The organism is Rhodococcoides fascians NBRC 12155 = LMG 3623, assembly GCF_001894785.1.
Lineage (GTDB): Bacteria > Actinomycetota > Actinomycetes > Mycobacteriales > Mycobacteriaceae > Rhodococcoides > Rhodococcoides fascians.
The window spans coordinates 572984-590406 of record NZ_BCWW01000001.1; the positions used below are offsets into that span (position 1 = coordinate 572984).

Consider the following 17423-nt stretch of genomic DNA (forward strand, 5'->3'; position numbering starts at 1 on the left):
GAGGTGATGCTACATAGCAACAGATAGTGTTGCAATGTTGCATTCAATCATCGAGGGTGCCGTTAGGATCGGACGATGCATCCAGACGGTGACGACGGGCCGATCCTCGATGCCGCGTTGGAGTTGTTCGGCGAGGTCGGCATCCCCAGAACGACCATCGGGGACGTAGCCAAGCGCGCCAAGATCAACCGGGTGACGGTCTATCGCCGCATCGGATCCAAGGACGAGCTGGTGCGCGCGGTCATGGCACGTGAGTCGACGAGACTGTTCGTCGCGGTGGCGGCAGCGGCCGCCGAACAATCGTCTCGGGCGGATCGTGCCGCGCACGGATTCGCGACGACGATCGAGTCGGTGCGAACCAATCCCGTCCTGCTCAAGATGTTCGACTCCGAGAGTGCGTTGGTACTCGAACAGTTGACGACCAATGCGTCGACCCTGCTCGCGTCTGCAATAGACGCTGCCGCCCAGATCGCCCGGGGAGGGCTGGACTCGGACAGTTTCGCGGTACCCGACGCCCCGGAAATCGTGGTCCGCGTCGTGCATTCGATTCTGCTGACTCCGGCAGCCGGCGCTGCACTCGAGACGTACGACGATCTGCTGGCCTTCGCGCACCGGAGCATCGTGCCGTTGCTTGTCGGCGGTGACCACCGCGGCTAGAAGTTAGGCTAGGCTGCCCAGTTATGCCTCGATTCTTCGTGTTCCACGGCCGTGCAACCGGCCGGATGAGACGTTCCGCCTCTGCTGGGCTGTACACGCTCGTCGGCGCACTCTCTCTGGCTCTGGTCGGATGCTCGAGCGCCACGTCGGAACCGTCCGGTCCAGCCGAGGCCGCCGGCACCAGGACGGTGCAGGACTACTTCGGCTCGGTCGAGGTTCCCGAGCGACCCGCCCGGGTCGTCGCCGCCGACCCCATCTCACTGGCACTGATGCTGTCGCTCGAGGTGAATCCCGTGGCCGCGTCCTTCAACCCGCTGGCGCTACCCGCGCACGTCGACGAGCGCATCGGCGACATCGCGAACATTGCGGGTGAGGGTGGCGGCTTCGATCCCAACGTCGAGGGAATTCTGGCTCAGGACCCCGACCTGATCGTGGTGGTCGCCGGGTACGACGGCGAAGGCGAGAAGGCCTGGAACAAGGAGATCTACGACAAGCTCGCGGCCAGCGGAGTGCCGACCTACGGCTTCGCCTACAACGACGGGGTGTCGCTCGAGGATGTCTCGCACGGGGTAGCGGCCGTAGGGGATGCGCTCGGAAAGCAGAGCCAGGCAACGGACCTCATGCAGGGGCTGGCCGATCGCATGGCCGCGCTGAAGCAGCGGGTTGCCGACGCGGGCCTGGCCGACAAGCCGGTCTCCGCTGTTCGATTGAGCGAGCGTGGGGAGTACTCGATTCGCGTCGGCACGGGTGAGAGCATCGCCTTCCGCGGTGTGGGCATGGCGCAGCCCGAGGGCCAGCAGGATCCCAGTGTGTTCCGTATCGACATCACCGACGAGACGCTGAACATTCTGAACTCCGCCGACACCCTGTTCGTGTACACCGACCAGGGTGCCGACAGTGAACGGGACGCGATCAGTGCTGCACCGCTGTGGTCGACACTGCCTGCGGTGCAGCAGAATCGGGTGCACTGGGTCTCGGCGAGCGTGTGGAATTCGTCGGACCCGATCGGCCTGAACAGGATCATGGACGACATCGAAACGATGTTCGTCGAGCCGGCAGAGCAGAGCTGAACGCCCTGTCATGGCCGGTCGACGTGACGAGGGTGGATATCTCACCGCACGGGTAGTCCAATCGAAACGATTGTCACCGTCGCTGATTCGCGTCGTGTTCGATGCTTCCGCTGCACGCGGGTTCGAGTCGAGCGGAGTGCCCGACGAAATCGTGCACCTGTACTTTCCGGCCGACGGAGAGGACGTACCGCCCGAGATGACCCGACGCGACGGCGTTCTCGCGCACCATGACGACGTGGTTCGTGAATGCCGCAACTACACCGTCCGGTGCTGGGACGAGAACCGGATCACGATCGACTTCGTGGACCACGTCGGCGGCGTGGCCGCGGACTGGGCTCGCTCGGCCGAGCCGGGTACGGCGCTGGGGATGTGGGGAACACGGTCGTGGTACGAGCCGCCCGCCGACACGGAGTGGATGTTGTTGATCGCCGATCTACCGGGGCTACCCGCTCTGTGCCGTGCGCTCGAGCAGCTGCCTGCCGAACTGCGCGCGCATGCGATCGTCGAGGTGGCTCACGACGACGACGTGTTAGACGTTCGATCGGCGGCCTCGGTGACGATGGACTGGAGGGTGGCCGGAAACGGGCGCGCACCATCGCAACTCGACGATGCTGTGCGCACGTTCCGAGTTCCGGCAGGAAACGGGTACGTCTGGTTCGGCGGGGAGGCGTCGGCGGGTAGAGGCGTACGTAAGTACTTCCGCTGTGAGGTCGGCTTCCCTGCTAGCCGCATGGCCATCGTCGGCTACTGGCGAGACGACAAGGAAGCATGGATCGAACGCTATGAGAGAGTGGCCGATTCACTGATCGACGACTACGAGCGCATCGCGTCCGCTGGCATGGGTGAGGCCGAGGCCGAGATCCACTGGGACGAGATTCTCGAGCGCGCCGGACTGTGACTCAGGGACTCGTCGGACGAGCATTCACCGTCGCGTGATCACAGAACTGCGTCGGCCGATTCCTTGGCCACGTAGGCGTCACGCAGGTCGCGCTTGAGGATTTTGCCTGCCCCACTCATGGGGAGAGCGGTGACGAACTCGATGGTGCGCGGAGTCTTGTACCCGGCAACGTAGCTGCGGGTGTGCTCGCGCAGTTCGGCGGTAGTGGGTGAGAGCCCCTCGGCCAGAACGACACACGCATGTACGCGCTCGCCCCACTCCTCGTCGGGCACACCGATCACAGCGCAGGCCAACACTGCGGGATGCAGGCTCAACGCGCTTTCCACCTCGGCGCTGTAGACGTTCTCTCCGCCGGTGATGATCATGTCCTTGAGACGATCGACGACGAACAGGAAGCCGTCGGAGTCGAGGTAGCCGACGTCGCCGGTGTGCATCCATCCGTCACGAACGGCAGCTGCAGTCTCTTCCGGCTTGTTCCAGTAACCCAGCATCACGTGTCCACCGCGGACACAGATTTCGCCGACCGCGCCTGTGGGCATCTGCTCGTTGTCGGGTCCGAGAATCTGGATCTCGGAGTGCGGGGCCGCACGTCCGGCCGAGCCGATGCGTTTGCCCACATGGTGTTCGGGCCACAGCAGCGACGCGACCGGCGCAAGTTCCGTCATGCCGTAGGCCTGCGTGAGGCGGGCCTGTGGAAGCCTGGCGAGGGTCCGCTCGAGAACACCGGCGGAGATGGGGGATCCTCCGTAGAGCACACGGCTCAGTGACGAGGTGTCGAACTCGCTCAACGTGGGGTGGTCGACGAGCAGCTGAATCATGGTGGGAACCAGCAACACATCGGTGACGGAGTGCTGTGCGATCGCGCCCAGTACCGCTGTCGGTTCGAAGAACGGAACCATGACATGGGTGCCACCGAGCATGACCTGCCCTACCCATGCAGCCAGATCGGCGAGGTGGAACATCGGTGCGGCGTGGAGCAGTACCGACGCATCGTCGAGCAGCTGTCCGGTGGCCACCGTCCCCAGGCCGGACGTCACCAGATTCGCGTGGGAGAGCATGACGCCCTTGGGGAATCCGGTGGTGCCGCCGGTGTAGAAGAGGCCGGCCAGGGCGTCGCCGCTGCGTCGTACATCGGGGACGGGATCGTGGGATGCCACCAGGTCCTCGTACGAGACCATGCCGTCGGGGGTGGAACCGTCCCCGCAGTAGACGACGGTCGCCAAGTCGGGACACGACGCGCGTAGAGCCGGAACCATTGCGCCGAAGGTGTCGTCGACGATCAGAACCTTGGTCCGAGAGTCGTTGAGTGCATACGCAACTTCGACGGGTGACCACCGAATGTTGACGGGATTGAGCACGGCATCGGCCCACGGGACCGCAAGCAGGTACTCGGAGTAGCGGTCACTGTTGAACGCCAGCATTGCCACTCGATCGCCGCTCTGGACTCCGACGGAATGCAGACCGGCCGCGAACCTCGCCACACGATCGATCTGTTCCGAGAAGGTGCGCACGCGATCGCCGAACACCGTTGCAGCGCGATCTGGCGTGGTGACTGCGGAGCGATGGAGGCCTTGAGTGAGATACATGGCGAGGTCCCTTGTGCGAGAGGGGGCGCGGTACGCCCGAGTGAATACGGCCACAGTTCCACCTTGTTGGCGTGGTGTCAATAGCGAAGTCGTGGGTGATGGACGGGATGTGAACCGTGAAAAGGATTGCCCAGCTACCGTTCTGGGGCGTTGTCGAGAGAGCGTGCGGTGGAGAGAACGGTGACGAGCACGTCTGTCAGAAGTGTTTCCACCTGGTCCCGGGTCAGCGTGCCGCGCACCAGCCACTCGCGACCTGCCGCCTTCACCATGCCGCCGAACGCCCGCACTGCCGACGTTGCGATGCGTCTGTCGCCGCGGTGTGTCTCGAAAGCCGTTGCGTCCAAGACGCGCTCGGCGGCAAGGTCGTCCGCCTCGTCCAGAATCTGCGCCACCTGTTCGTCCACGCCCGAGCCGCTCGCCACCGACACCCACGCCGTTCCGTGTGCCTCGATGACGCCCACCAGCCAGTGCACACTCCCGCGAGCCCTCTCCTCGACCGAGCCCGTGGGCAAGTGCACGTCCTCGATCGGCGGCACGGTGACCAGGAAACGAACACACTCGAGGTACAGATCCCGTTTGCTGCCGATGTAGTGATGAATGAGCCCGCGTGCAACACCCGCAGCCGCAGCCACGTCGGCCATGGAGACCTCGGCGTACGGCTTGTCGCCGAACAAGCGAACGGCGGCGGCCAGGATCTGGGTCCGTCGCTCGTCCGGTTCCAGTCGATTCCACTTGGGTGTGCTTGCAGCCGGCATGGTTGTCATGATCGCACCGAACCGAGCGAGCGCGATCTCAGAGGTACCGCTCGGTGCGCGCTCGCAGCGATGCCGGTACGACGAACCTGTCGCCGTATCGCGCCCGCAACTCGTCGGCTCGGTGCACGAATCCCGGGAGACCGCCGTCGAACTGATTGACGAACTGCAGCACACCGCCGGTCCAGGCAGGGAAGCCGATACCCAGAATGGAACCGATATTGGCGTCGGCGACGGTTCGGAGAACGCCCTCGTCGAGGCATGCGACCGAATCCAGCGATTGGGCGACGAGCATGCGATCCATCATGTCCTCGAACGGAATTCCGTGATCAGGGCGGTGGTAGTGCTCCACCAGGCCCGGCCAGAGCCTGACCTTGCTGCCGTCCTCGGCGTACTCGTAGAACCCGCGCCCCGCCTTGCGGCCCGGACGGTCGAACTCGTCGACGAGGCGATCGACCAGGGCGTACGAATTCGAGACGATCCAGGGGCGACCGTCGGCGCGAGCGGCCTCGGCCATGCCCTCGCGGATGTGCCGCGACAGGGTCAACGAAATCTCGTCCATCAGAGCCAGTGCGCCGGACGGGTAGCCGGCCTGGAGTGCGGCCTGCTCGACGGTGGCCGGATGCACGCCCTCCGCGACCAGCGAGATCGCCTCGTCCATGAATCGGCCGATGACGCGGGTGGTGAAGAAGCCGTGACTGTCGCCGACGACGATGGGTGTCTTGCCGATCAGGCGGACGAAGTCGAATGCGCGGGCAAGAGCGGAATCACTGGTGTGTTCTCCCACCACTATCTCCACCAACGGCATCTTGTCGACGGGGGAGAAGAAGTGCGTGCCGATGAAGTCGCCGGTCCGCGAAACAGACTGCGAGAGTGCGGTGATGGGGAGGGTGGAGGTGTTCGAGCACAGCAGCGCGTCGGCGGTCAGGTACTTGTCGACGTCCTCGAAAGCACCCTGCTTGACGGCGGGATCCTCGAACACTGCCTCGACGACCAGGTCGCAACCCTCGGCGTCCGCCGCGTCGGAGCTGGGGGTGATGAGCGCGAGCACCGCATCGGCATCGACCTGGCTTGCGCGGCCTTTCGCGACAGCTTTACCGAGAACCGAACGTGCATGACTCTTCCCGCGCTCGGCGGATTCGATCGAGACATCACGGAGGATCACCGGAACCCCGGCCGAGGCGACGACGTAGGCGATGGCGGCACCCATCATTCCGGCCCCGATCACCAGCACTTTCTCGGGAACTCGATGTGGTTCGGCCGGAGGGCGGGAAGCGCCTTTGGTGATGGAGCCGAGATCGAAGAACATCGACTGGATCAGGTTGCCCGAGATCGGCCCGCAGGCGAGCGACGTGCAGTAGCGGGTTTCGACGAGCGAGGCGGCGTCGAAGTCGAGTACCGATCCTTCCACTGCCGCGGCAACCACTGCGATGGGGGCAGGCATCGGCGCGCCCTTGACCTGTTTACGCACTGTTGCCGTGAGTGCCGGCAGCTGCGCGGCCACAGCCGGTGCTGACGCCGTACCGCCGAGGATCGTGAATCCCGCCCTGTCCCAGGGCTGGAGGGCCCCGGGATTGGCGGTGATCCATGAACGTGCCTGCGCCATCATCTGCTCGTGGGTGTCGACGACCTCGTCGATGAGTCCGAGTTCGAGGGCCTGCGCCGGCCGATATCGCTGGCCCTGGCCCACCACCTGTGTCAGAGCCTTGACGATGCCGAACATCCGAACCGTTCGGGTGACGCCACCGGCCCCGGGCAGCAACCCGAGGGTCACCTCGGGCAGCCCGAAGCGAGCCTTGCTGTTGTTCAGCGCAATTCGATGGTGGCAGGCCAGGGCGATCTCGAAGCCGCCGCCGAGTGCGGTGCCGCCCAGTGCGGCCACGACCGGCTTGCCGAGCGTCTCGAGCCGCCGAAACTTGTCCTTCGTGAAATCGAGCGCACCTGCGATGGCTGCATGGTCGGACGGACCGGCGTCGCGCAGCAATTCCAGGTCGCCGCCGGAGAAGAACGAATCCTTGCCCGACGTGACGATGATGCCGTCGAACGCATCGAGGTTGGTCTCGAGCCAGTCGACGGTGCGCTCGAGCGATTCACCGAATGCCGCGTTCATGGTGTTCGTGGAATGCGCAGGATCGTCGATCGTCAGCACGACGATACGGTCTAAGCCGATCTCGCCGGTGATGGTGGAAGTGTGCAGTGCGGCTGGGCTGTTCATCGGATCCTCGGGTCGGTGCGGGTTCTACAGAGAGCGAGAGATGAGGTCTTTCATGACTTCGTTGGCACCGGCGTAGATGCGGGCGATGCGACCGTCGACGAACATGCGGGCGATGGGGTATTCCTCCATGTAGCCGTAGCCGCCGAAGAGTTGCAGGCAGCGGTCGACCACCTCGAATTGCCGATCGGTGGTCCAGTACTTGACCATCGCGGCCGTCGTCACGTCCAGTGAACCCGAAATATGTTGGGCCACTGCGTCGTCGACGAAGGTGCGGACGACGCGTCCGATGGTGGCGCATTCGGCGAGCTCGAACTTGGTGTTCTGCAGGTCGAACAGTGTCTTGCCGAACGCGTTTCGTGTCTTGGTGTAGTCGACGGTCTGCTGGACGGCGGCCTCGATCATCGCGGCCGCAGCGATACCGCAGATCAGCCGTTCCTGGGGAAGCTGCTGCATCAACTGCGCGAAGCCGCGACCTTCTTCACCCAGGAGGTTGGCAGCCGGAATACGTAGACCGTCGAAGCTGAGTTCTGCTGTGTCCTGGCCTTTCTGGCCGATCTTGTGCAGTACCCGGCCGCGGTGGAAGCCTTCGGTGTCGTCGGAGACCTCGGCCACGAGCAGCGATAGCCCACGGGCTCCGGCGGCCGGATCGGTCTTGGCGGCGATGATGATCAGATCGCAGTGAGCTCCGTTGGAGATGAACGTCTTTCCGCCCGTGACCACGTATTCGTCCCCGTCGCGCACCGCGCGGGTGGTGATGCCCTGGAGGTCGGATCCGGTGCCCGGTTCGGTCATCGCGATCGCGCCGATCCACTCGCCGGAGCACAGCTTCGGAAGCCAGCGCTGCTTCTTCTCCTCGGGCGCGTACGCAAGGATGTAATGCGGAACAATGCCGCTGTGCACACCCAACTGCATGGCCGAGTCGCCTGCGCGGACCTGCTCCTCGAACAGCACCGCCTCGTGGCGGAAGTCGCCGCCGCCTCCGCCGTACCGCTGGGGTATCGACATTCCCAGGAGTCCATGGTTGCCCGCACTCCGGTAGACCTCGCGGCTGGGGCGTCCGGCCGTCGCGAATTCCTCGCGGTGCGGCGCGACCTCCTTCTCGAAGAAGCTGCGGGCGAGCTGTCGGACGTCGGCGAGCTCGGTGGTGACGTCGTCGGTGCGGTCTGCGAGTGCAGTCATGGAGGGTCCTCGGGTCGGAGCGTACGACGCGTTGTTGGCGCTTTGCCAATAACGATGCACCGACGTGGCCACGGATGTCAACCATGTGCTGTGGCGGGTGAGTTCTCTAGCTGTCCGCGGAGCGGAGTAGCGCTACGTCCGAGACGAGGCGGATGTGCTCGGCCATCGCGCGTCCGGCCTCGATCGAATTCTGTTGTCGCACAGCGTCGGCGATGCGGCGGTGGTGTTCCAATGAAGTCTGCGGACGGTTCGACTGCGACAATGATTCGATTCGAGTTTCGCGGATCAGGCCGGCGATTTCGCCCATGAGGCGGGCGAGTAGCGGCGAGTGTGCGGCCTCGGTGATGGCGTGATGGAACAGCTCGTCGCCGGAGTCGCCGCGATTTCCGTCGGTGATCTCCGAGGCCATCACCGACAGGGCGTGGTCGATCGCCGCCATTTCGGCGTCGCTGCGGCGGATTGCGGCGAGCTCGGCGAGTTTGACCTCGAGTGCCTCACGGGCTTCGATCACCTCGGGCAGGCGATCGGCGTGCTCGCGCAGGGCGCGAATGGCCATGTCCCCCACGGGCCGTCGCACGAGTACCGCTCCGTCGCCGTGGCGCACGGCCAGTATGCCCTGTACTTCGAGTGCGACGAGGGCCTGACTCAGTGAGGCTCTGCTGACGCCGAGGTGACCCGCCAGTTCACGCTCGGGCGGGAGTCGATCGCCGGGCTTCATGTCGCGATCGGCGATGTGTTTGCACAGCTGCTCCACGATGACCTCGTACAGCCGTGGTCGGGTCACCGGGCGAATTTGCTCAGCCACTGTGTCACTCGCTCTCTGCTCCTCTGGACCCCCACCTTAACCGTCGGTAGGCAGTGGCCCGGGTCATAGCAACTGTTGACAAGTGATCCACTTCACTGGTTCAGTCTGTAAAGACTCAGTGGCTAGTCCAATTGGCCACGGAACCCGAGCGCCCGCTCGGGGGACAACCTCAGACGAACCGGAGACCTTCGATGTCGACCGAGTTGATACCCATCATTGCGCTCGTCGTCATGTTCCTCGCTGCGACCGTGTTCCCGGTGAACATGGGCGCGCTGGGGTTCGTGGCGGCGTTCTTCGTCGGAACCATTGCCGTGGGCATGGGCACCGACGACATCATCGCCGGCTTCCCGAGCAGCTTGTTCCTGACGCTCGTCGGTATCACCTACCTCTTCGCGATCGCCCAGAACAACGGCACGGTCGACCTCCTGGTCCGCGGTGCGGTGCGGCTGGTCGGTGGCCGGGTCGCCCTGATTCCGTGGGTCATGTTCGGTATCACCGGCGTGCTGACCTCAATCGGAGCGCTGGGACCGGCAGCCGTGGCGATCGTCGCACCGATCGCACTCGGCTTCGCGGCGCGGTACAAGATCAATGCCCTGCTCATGGGCATGATGGTCATTCACGGCGCACAGGCGGGCGGGTTCTCGCCGATCAGCATCTACGGCGTCACGGTCAACAACATCGCTCAGAAGGCGGGTCTGGTCAACAGCCCACTCACCTTGTTCCTGGGCAGCATGCTGTTCAACGCGGCAATCGGTGCGTTGCTGTTCATGTTCCTGGGCGGACGTGCACTTCTCGGACGTAGCGTGCACGACGAGGACGGCACCCGCCCCGAGGGAGATTCGGGCGGAGTAGGCGGGGGCGGCTCGAGAACTGTCATGCGCGGATTCGGATCGTCGACGCCCAAGCCGTCCGGTCAGACGGTCACGGTCGAGAACGCGCCACCCCTGGCCACCGCCGTCAAGGCCATCACGTTCGATCAGATCCTCACGCTCGTCGGGCTGGCCTCGCTGGCGTTGTTCTCACTCGTCCTCGATCTCGATGTCGGCTTCGTGTCGATGACGGTCGCCGTGGTCCTCGCCCTGGCGTCGCCCAAGGCTCAGAAGGGTGCGATCAACCAGATCAGCTGGTCGACGGTACTGCTCATCGGTGGCGTGCTGACGTTCGTCGGCGTGCTGCAGGAAGCCGGCACGGTCGAGTACGTCGGTGATGCGGTTGCCGGCATCGGTATTCCGCTGCTCGTGGCTCTGTTGCTGTGCTACATCGGTGCCATCGTGTCGGCGTTCGCGTCGTCGACGGCCATCCTCGGTGTCACCATCCCACTGGCCGTTCCGTTCCTGCTCGCCGGCGAGGTCGGTGCCATCGGTGTCATCGTGGCCCTGTCCATCGCCTCGACGATCGTCGATGTCAGTCCCTTCTCCACCAACGGCGCTCTGGTGCTGGCCAACGCCCAGGACATCGATCGGGACGTCTTCTACAAGCAGATCCTGAAATACAGCGCGTTGGTCGTCGTCGTCGGCCCGTTGATCGCCTGGGCGGTACTGGTCGTGCCCGGCTGGCTCTAGCTCTCGAGCTGCGCGGACGTCCGAGAACTCGATCTTGACTTCCCCGCGGATCGCTGGTCCAATGAAATTGGCTAGGCCACTGAGTCAATATGCCAATTGCCACCCCTCATCGCTTTCGACGTAAGGATCAATTCGATGCCCCTCAACACGACAGGCAGAACCGGACCGCTCGACGGCACCGTGGTGGTGGATCTGACGCGCGCCCTGGCCGGCCCGCACGCGGCGATGATGCTCGGAGATCTCGGCGCGGACATCATCAAGGTCGAGACCCCCAAGGGCGGCGACGACACCCGGGTGTGGGGCCCGCCTTTCGTCACCCCGCGTGACGCGGAGCGCGAATCGACGTACTTCCTTTCGGCCAACCGCAACAAGCGGTCGATCGCGCTCGACCTCAAAACCGACGATGGCCGAAAAGCGTTGGAGCGCATGATCGAACGCGCGGATGTTCTGCTCGAGAACTTCCGCACGGGAGTGCTCGATCGGCTCGGCTTCTCGCCCGAGCGCATCGCTGAGATCAACCCGCGCACGGTCGTGCTGTCGATCAGTGGATTCGGACACGACGGCCCCGAGGGTGGCCGGTCCGGCTACGACCAGATCGCTCAGGGCGAGGCCGGGTTGATGTCGTTCACCGGCTCCGGCCCCGACGATGTTCAGCGCGTGGGGGTTCCGATCGCGGACCTGCTGGCCGGAATGTACGGAGCCTTCGGCGTTCTCGCTGCGCTGCGCGAGCGCGACCGCACCGGCCGCGGCAAGGTGGTTCGAACGTCGTTGCTGGCCAGCGTCGTCGGGGTGCATGCATTCCAAGGCACCAAGTGGACCGTCGCAGGCGAGATCGGTGAGGCGCAGGGCAACCACCACCCGTCGATCTGTCCGTACGGCCTCTTTCCCACTTCCGATGGAGCCGTGCAGATCTCGGTAGGCAGCGAGGGTCTGTGGCATCGCTTCTGTGAGGGCTTCGGTATCGATCCCGACCTCGAGGGCATGGCGACCAACCCGCAACGCGTCGACAGTCGGGATGACGTCGTCGAACTCGTGTCCAAGATCTTCCGCACCTACGAGACCGAGCCGTTGTTGGCACTTCTCGACGAAATCGGTGTTCCCGCAGGCAAAGTGCGTAATGTGCAAGAAGTGTACGAGTGGGAGCAGACCAAGTCTCAGGGCCTGCTCATCGACGTCGAGCACGAGACGCTGGGCACGGTGACCCTGCCCGGGCCGCCGCTGCGATTCTTCGAATCCGACGGCACGGAGGTCACCGAGAACCGGCATCTGGCACCGCCGGTTCTCGGAGCCGACGACGAACTCGTCCGCGACTGGTTGAAAGAAGCGGTCCGATGACGAGGATGACCGCGCTCGAACTCCTCGATCTGGTGATCGATCCCGGAAGTTTCGAGTCGTGGGACAGCCCGGCTGCCGACTACGTCATCGACGACGAGTACGCGAACGAACTGGCTGCGGCGCGTGAGAAGACGGGTCTCGACGAATCCGTTCTCACCGGATCCGCGACCGTGCGCGGACGCACGGCGGCAATCCTGTTGGGCGAGTTCGCCTTTCTGGCTGGATCCATCGGAGTGGCCGCCGGTGAACGTTTGGTCAGCGCGGTGCACCGATCCACCGCCGAGCGGCTTCCACTGCTCGCGTTGCCGACCTCGGGTGGAACGCGCATGCAGGAGGGCACCGTCGCGTTTCTGCAGATGGTCAAGATCACCGCGGCGATCACCGCACACAAGGCGGCGAATCTGCCGTACATCGTCTATCTGCGGCACCCCACCACCGGCGGCGTCTTCGCATCCTGGGGATCGCTCGGTCACGTCACCGTTGCCGAGCCCGGTGCGCTCGTCGGATTTCTCGGCCCCCGTGTCTACGAGGCGTTGTACGACGCGAAATTCCCCGCCGGCGTGCAGACCTCGGAGAACCTGCAGGCGCACGGACTCATCGACGCCATCCGTCCGCCCGAGCAGCTCGGTGAGATCGTCGACCGGGCACTACGCATCATGACCGACGTGCCGTCGTGTCGCGTCCGGCATTCCGATGCCCTCGAGTGGGAGATCGAGGACGTGCCGGCATGGACCTCGATTCTGGCCTCGCGCAGGAGCGATCGGCCGGGGGTGCGCGAATTGCTGTTCAACACAGCGGCAGACGTGTTACCGCTCAACGGAACCGGTCAGGGCGAGTCCGATCCGGGCCTCATTCTGGCGCTCGTCCGGTTCGGCGACATGCCGTGCGTTCTGCTCGGCCAGGACCGGAGGAGCCAGACGACGAAGACGCCACTCGGCCCCGCGGCTCTGCGTGAGGCCCGACGCGGCATGCGGCTGGCGCAGGATTTGAAGCTTCCCCTCGTCACCGTCATCGATACTGCAGGCGCAGCGCTCTCCAAGGAGGCGGAGGAAGGCGGCCTGGCCGGCGAGATAGCACGGTGCATCGCAGATATGGTCGACCTCGAAACCCCCACGCTCTCCTTGCTGTTGGGGCAGGGAACCGGCGGCGGTGCCCTTGCGTTGGTGCCCGCGGATCGAGTTCTCGCTGCTCAGCACGCCTGGCTCTCGCCGTTGCCGCCCGAGGGTGCCTCGGCCATCGTGCATCGCGACACCACCCACGCCGCCGAGATGGCGACCAAGCAGGGAGTGCGCTCGCTCGATCTCTTCCGGGCCGGTGTCGTCGACATCATCGTTCCCGAGTTGCCCGACGCCGCAGACGAATCACAGCAGTTCTGCGATCGAGTGGGCGCGGTATTGCACCGAGAACTTGCCGAGCTGATCGCTCAGGACCCCTCGATGCGGATGATCGCGCGCGAAAAGCGTTTCAATCGAATCGGTTTTGCGGCTGCCGCTGTGTGATATCCGCCGAGCTCGAAGTTATGGACGGATTTCAGGCCGAATGTGTCCATAACTTCGAGTTCGGCGAGAATCAGGACTCGAGCCAGGCGGCGAAAGTAGTAGTGGACAGTTCGGCCCCATCGCCTGGAACCAGTTCACGGCCGTGCAACAGTGCGCCGAAGTACGGAGCCTGGTCGTCGGCGACGACGGTTCTGCTGTCGCCGCGTGCCTTCAGACCTCTTTCAACGAACTCGTTGAGCCCGAACGCTTCCGGGCCTCCGATCTCGATCGTCTCGTTACGCGGTGCCTCGAGAGCGACACGAGCGACAACGGTCGAAACGTCGTGTGCCGCGATCGGCTGGACGAGACCCGAGCTCAACCGGACTTCGTCGCCCGTCGTCGCGCCCTGTGCGATGGCGGAGAAGAACTCGAAGAACTGCGTTGCGCGCACGAGGGTGTACGGAATCGACGATGCGCGAATCAGTTTCTCTTGAGCCACCTTTGCGCGCAAGTAGCCGCTGGCGGGCAGTCGGTCGTTGCCGACCACGGACAGTGCAACGTGGTGCTGCACGCCCGCACTCGCTTCGGCTGCGAGGATGTTGGTCGTCGCGCGTGTGAAGAAGTCCAACACGGCCGCGTCCTCGAACGACGGTGAATTCGAGACGTCGACAACGATATTCGCACTGACGAGAGCATCGGCCAGGCCCTCGCCGGTCAGAGTATTCACACCGGACTTGGGCGACGCCGCTATCGCATCGTGACCGTGCTCGGTCAACATGCTCACAACTGCAGAACCTATGAGGCCGGTTCCGCCGATGACAACGATCTTCATGAGAATCCTCTCTTCGCCGCAGGAGGGGTGCCTGCGAGACGAGCCGGTCAACTCTTGTCTGCTGCCGGTCGCAGTGTTGACAGGGCAGCGCTCCGATCTGTGACACCTAGCGCGGCAGCGCGTGCAGCTTGTCCGGATTCATCACCCACAGGACGGTCCCGATCCCGTCCTCGGTGGCATCGATCGTCAGCAGCGTGGTCACCGTCGACTCACGAACGATCAGTACGGCAGCCCTTCCGTTGACCTGGATGAACGACGTCGTGGTTCCTATCCAGAAATGCGAGGAGAACGCCGCAACGAATGCGGCGACTCGGCTGCGTCCGACAATGGGTATTCGGGCTGCAGCCTTCACCTTGCCGCCGCCGTCGGACAGGCTCACTACGTCCTGCGCAAGAATCTTTTCCAGAGCGGCCAGATCGCCCCCCTTGGCTGCGGCGAGAAAGGCGTCGAGCAGTCGATGATGGCGGTCGGAATCGACAGGGGTCGGACGAGCGTCGGCCACATGTCTGCGGGCGCGCGTCACCAGTTGACGCGCGTTGGCTTCGGTTGTCTCCACTATGTCGGCGATCTGGCCGTACGGATAGTCGAATGCTTCCCGGAGAACGTACGCGGCTCGCTCACGAGCCGGAAGTCGTTCCAGCACAACAAGAACGGCAAGCTCGACCGTGGCGTCGTTGTCTGCCACCGTCGCCGGATCGGCTCGGGTGTCGATCGGTTCGGGCAGCCACGGGCCGACGTACGACTCCCGCCGCACCCGCGCCGACTGCGTGACGTTGATGGCCAGGCGTGTCGTGACGGTGGTGAGGAAGGCGAGTGAATTACGGACGGTGGTGCGGTCGGTGGCGTGCCACTTCAGCCAGACATCCTGCACCACATCTTCGGCCTCGGCGGCGCTGCCCAGCATGCGATAGGCAATCCCGAACAATCGCGGGCGTGCCAGCTCGAATGCGGCGGTGCCGTCGTCGGTCATCGGCCTGGTCTCACTCTCTGTCTCGTGGGGACACTATCGTCCTTGGGGTGGCTGGCAATGCTCGGGACCCCGGAGTCTCGGTGGCTGCGCGCCTGCTGGCCCTGCTCGGTGTGTTCGACGAGAAAGCTCCGTCGCTGACCTTGACCGACCTGGCCGCCGGTGCCGACCTACCCATCGCCACTGCGCATCGGCTGGTGCGAGAACTGGTGGAGTGGGGCGCGTTGGTCCGGGGCGACGACGGGCGCTACGTCGTCGGTAGGCGGTTGTGGAAGCTGGGCTTGCTCGCACCCGATCAGTCCGATCTCCGCGATATCGCGTCACCGTTTCTGCACGACATCTACGGAGCGACCCTTGCGACGGTGCACCTGGCCATCCGCGACGGGTGCGAAGTGCTCTATCTCGACAGGTTGGCCGGCCACGCATCGGTTCCCGCGGTCAGTCGCGTCGGTGTTCGGCTGCCGCTGCACGCCACCGGCGTCGGCAAAGTCCTGCTGGCGTACGCGCCGCGGGAGGTGCAGGAGCAGGTGATGCGCTCCCTGGATCGCCTCACCCCGTACACGGTGACGCATCCTGGGCAGCTGGAGAGCGAGCTGCGTCGAGTGCGTCGCGAGGGCTTCGCGCAGACGGTCGAGGAGATGACACTCGGTGCGTGTTCGGTGGCTGTGCCGGTCCATGCCGGCGACAGTGTGGTCGCCGCATTGGGAATCGTGGTTCCCAAGCTGGGCCGCGATCGAGTGAGACTGGTTGCCGCACTTCAGGTTGCGGCCCACGGGATCGGACGAAGTCTTGGCGGGTAGTCGGCCGTTTTCACTGAGTGGAAGTGCGGTCTTGTTCGGGTCGAGATCCCGGGGTCTACTGCTTGCATGCGTACACAGGTTGCCATCATCGGTGCAGGGCCCGCGGGTCTGCTGCTGTCCCACCTGCTCGACGAGCAGGGGATCGACTCCATTCTGATCGAGTCACGTACTCAGGAATACGTGCTCTCCCGAATCCGGGCCGGAGTCCTCGAACACTCGACGGTCCAGTTGCTCGACGAACACGGGCTCGGTGAGCGTCTGCACCGCGAGGGCGACGAGCATCGAGGCATCTACCTGCAGTGGCCGGAAGAGCGGCACCACATCGACTTTCGAGATCTCGTCGACCGGAGTGTCTGGGTGTACGGGCAAACGGAGGTCACCAAGGACCTCGTGGTGGCACGCGAGAAGGCCGGCCAACAGATCTACTACGACGTCTCCGATACCGCGTTGCATGACGTCGAGTCCGACGCACCGTTCGTCACCTTCACCGATGCGTCGGGCAGCCCGGTGCGGATCGATGCCGACGTCATCGCCGGCTGCGACGGTTCCTTCGGGCCGAGCCGGGCGGCCATGCCCGATTCGGTGCGCAACACCTGGGAAAGGGTCTATCCCTACTCCTGGCTCGGGGTGCTCGCCGATGTCGCCCCCTCGACCGACGAACTGATCTATGCCTGGCACCAGGACGGCTTCGCGATGCACTCGATGCGGTCGTCGACGGTCAGCCGGCTGTATCTGCAGGTACCGAACGGAACCGATATCGACACGTGGTCCGACGACCGCATCTGGGATGCGTTGGCGTCCAGGCTCGGTCACGGTCAGGACGGGTGGACTCTGAACCCCGGACCCATCACCGAGAAGAGCGTGTTGCCGATGCGCAGCTACGTGCAGACACCGATGAGACACGGCAACCTGTACCTGGCCGGCGACGCCGCACACATCGTGCCGCCCACCGGGGCGAAGGGTCTCAATCTCGCGGTAGCCGACGTGGCTCTGCTCGCGCCTGCCCTGGCGCAGAAGCTGAAGGGGAACGATTCGCGGGCCGCAGACAGCTACAGCGACGACGCCCTTCGACGCGTCTGGCGCTGCACGCATTTCTCGTGGTGGATGACGACGATGCTGCATACCGGCGACGACCCCTTCGACGCGCAATTGCAACTCTCGCAACTGAAATGGGTGGCGTCCAGCGAGGCGGGTGCCATGGGACTGGCGGAGAACTACGCCGGATTGCCGATCGGATTCTGATCGGCGGGCGGCGTGTGTACCGCAATGATTTGATCGCTCCGACTT

General features: G+C 64.6%; 15 protein-coding genes. 8 read left to right on the plus strand and 7 right to left on the minus strand.

From position 1 onward, the window contains the following. Positions 1-75: 75 nt before the first annotated feature. The 3 genes from RFA01S_RS02910 to RFA01S_RS02920 are packed head-to-tail and all read left to right on the plus strand — an operon-like array spanning position 76 to position 2625. A complete protein-coding gene (locus RFA01S_RS02910; protein WP_027494702.1) occupies positions 76-657 on the plus strand; it encodes a TetR/AcrR family transcriptional regulator in 582 nt (193 codons plus the stop codon). A gap of 23 nt (positions 658-680) precedes the next feature. Next, entirely contained in the window at positions 681-1727 is a 1047-nt protein-coding gene (locus RFA01S_RS02915) for an ABC transporter substrate-binding protein (protein ID WP_081371250.1), read from the plus strand. A gap of 10 nt (positions 1728-1737) precedes the next feature. Continuing rightward, positions 1738-2625 (plus strand): siderophore-interacting protein, encoded by an 888-nt coding sequence (locus tag RFA01S_RS02920; RefSeq protein WP_032408361.1) that lies wholly within the window; start codon positions 1738-1740, stop codon positions 2623-2625. Positions 2626-2663: 38 nt separating this feature from the next. Here the strand turns inward: RFA01S_RS02920 and RFA01S_RS02925 are convergent, their stop codons facing one another. The 5 genes from RFA01S_RS02925 to RFA01S_RS02945 form a co-directional block, all read right to left on the minus strand. Then, on the minus strand, positions 2664-4211 hold the full coding sequence (locus tag RFA01S_RS02925; protein WP_032408362.1) for an acyl-CoA synthetase: 1548 nt from the start codon (positions 4209-4211) through the stop codon (positions 2664-2666). A 134-nt stretch (positions 4212-4345) separates the two neighbouring features. Then, positions 4346-4975 carry a TetR/AcrR family transcriptional regulator gene (locus RFA01S_RS02930; protein WP_307718860.1) on the minus strand — a complete coding sequence of 210 codons (630 nt, stop codon included), beginning with the start codon at positions 4973-4975 and terminating at the stop codon, positions 4346-4348. 28 nt (positions 4976-5003) lie between these two features. Further along, positions 5004-7178: a 3-hydroxyacyl-CoA dehydrogenase NAD-binding domain-containing protein gene (locus RFA01S_RS02935; protein ID WP_032408364.1), complete on the minus strand. Its 2175-nt coding sequence runs from the start codon at positions 7176-7178 to the stop codon at positions 5004-5006. Positions 7179-7202: 24 nt separating this feature from the next. After that, entirely contained in the window at positions 7203-8357 is a 1155-nt protein-coding gene (locus RFA01S_RS02940) for an acyl-CoA dehydrogenase family protein (RefSeq protein ID WP_032408365.1), read from the minus strand. 106 nt (positions 8358-8463) lie between these two features. Continuing rightward, on the minus strand, positions 8464-9162 hold the full coding sequence (locus RFA01S_RS02945) for a FadR/GntR family transcriptional regulator (RefSeq protein ID WP_032384194.1): 699 nt from the start codon (positions 9160-9162) through the stop codon (positions 8464-8466). 191 nt (positions 9163-9353) lie between these two features. On the opposite strand from RFA01S_RS02945, the gene RFA01S_RS02950 reads away from it, so the two are divergent. The 3 genes from RFA01S_RS02950 to RFA01S_RS02960 all read left to right on the plus strand — a co-directional run bounded on the left by RFA01S_RS02950 (position 9354) and on the right by RFA01S_RS02960 (position 13558). Then, on the plus strand, positions 9354-10724 hold the full coding sequence (locus tag RFA01S_RS02950; RefSeq protein WP_027494694.1) for an SLC13 family permease: 1371 nt from the start codon (positions 9354-9356) through the stop codon (positions 10722-10724). Between the two features lie 135 nt (positions 10725-10859). After that, positions 10860-12059, plus strand: a complete 1200-nt coding sequence (locus RFA01S_RS02955) for a CaiB/BaiF CoA transferase family protein (protein ID WP_032408366.1) — start codon at positions 10860-10862, stop codon at positions 12057-12059. Beyond that, positions 12056-13558 (plus strand): carboxyl transferase domain-containing protein, encoded by a 1503-nt coding sequence (locus tag RFA01S_RS02960; protein ID WP_032408367.1) that lies wholly within the window; start codon positions 12056-12058, stop codon positions 13556-13558. The genes RFA01S_RS02955 and RFA01S_RS02960 overlap by 4 nt, the downstream gene beginning before the upstream one ends. A 70-nt stretch (positions 13559-13628) precedes the next feature. Here RFA01S_RS02960 and RFA01S_RS02965 read toward each other — a convergent pair whose 3' ends face one another. Continuing rightward, entirely contained in the window at positions 13629-14369 is a 741-nt protein-coding gene (locus tag RFA01S_RS02965) for an SDR family oxidoreductase (RefSeq protein WP_027494691.1), read from the minus strand. 106 nt (positions 14370-14475) lie between these two features. After that, positions 14476-15339 carry an RNA polymerase sigma-70 factor gene (locus RFA01S_RS02970; RefSeq protein ID WP_032392891.1) on the minus strand — a complete coding sequence of 288 codons (864 nt, stop codon included), beginning with the start codon at positions 15337-15339 and terminating at the stop codon, positions 14476-14478. Between the two features lie 47 nt (positions 15340-15386). On the opposite strand from RFA01S_RS02970, the gene RFA01S_RS02975 reads away from it, so the two are divergent. Then, on the plus strand, positions 15387-16136 hold the full coding sequence (locus RFA01S_RS02975) for an IclR family transcriptional regulator (protein ID WP_032408368.1): 750 nt from the start codon (positions 15387-15389) through the stop codon (positions 16134-16136). A 66-nt stretch (positions 16137-16202) separates the two neighbouring features. Beyond that, complete coding sequence (locus RFA01S_RS02980) at positions 16203-17378, plus strand: 4-hydroxybenzoate 3-monooxygenase (RefSeq protein WP_032408369.1); 1176 nt, start codon at positions 16203-16205, stop codon at positions 17376-17378. Positions 17379-17423 lie beyond the last annotated feature (45 nt).

Coding starts and splice junctions, on each gene's coding strand:
- RFA01S_RS02910 (WP_027494702.1), top strand. CDS start 76: ATGCATCCAGACGGTGACGACGGGCCGATCCTCGATGCCGCGTTGGAG.
- RFA01S_RS02915 (WP_081371250.1), top strand. CDS start 681: ATGCCTCGATTCTTCGTGTTCCACGGCCGTGCAACCGGCCGGATGAGA.
- RFA01S_RS02920 (WP_032408361.1), top strand. CDS start 1,738: ATGGCCGGTCGACGTGACGAGGGTGGATATCTCACCGCACGGGTAGTC.
- RFA01S_RS02925 (WP_032408362.1), bottom strand. CDS start 4,211: ATGTATCTCACTCAAGGCCTCCATCGCTCCGCAGTCACCACGCCAGAT.
- RFA01S_RS02930 (WP_307718860.1), bottom strand. CDS start 4,975: ATGACAACCATGCCGGCTGCAAGCACACCCAAGTGGAATCGACTGGAA.
- RFA01S_RS02935 (WP_032408364.1), bottom strand. CDS start 7,178: ATGAACAGCCCAGCCGCACTGCACACTTCCACCATCACCGGCGAGATC.
- RFA01S_RS02940 (WP_032408365.1), bottom strand. CDS start 8,357: ATGACTGCACTCGCAGACCGCACCGACGACGTCACCACCGAGCTCGCC.
- RFA01S_RS02950 (WP_027494694.1), top strand. CDS start 9,354: ATGTCGACCGAGTTGATACCCATCATTGCGCTCGTCGTCATGTTCCTC.
- RFA01S_RS02955 (WP_032408366.1), top strand. CDS start 10,860: ATGCCCCTCAACACGACAGGCAGAACCGGACCGCTCGACGGCACCGTG.
- RFA01S_RS02960 (WP_032408367.1), top strand. CDS start 12,056: ATGACGAGGATGACCGCGCTCGAACTCCTCGATCTGGTGATCGATCCC.
- RFA01S_RS02965 (WP_027494691.1), bottom strand. CDS start 14,369: ATGAAGATCGTTGTCATCGGCGGAACCGGCCTCATAGGTTCTGCAGTT.
- RFA01S_RS02970 (WP_032392891.1), bottom strand. CDS start 15,339: ATGACCGACGACGGCACCGCCGCATTCGAGCTGGCACGCCCGCGATTG.
- RFA01S_RS02980 (WP_032408369.1), top strand. CDS start 16,203: ATGCGTACACAGGTTGCCATCATCGGTGCAGGGCCCGCGGGTCTGCTG.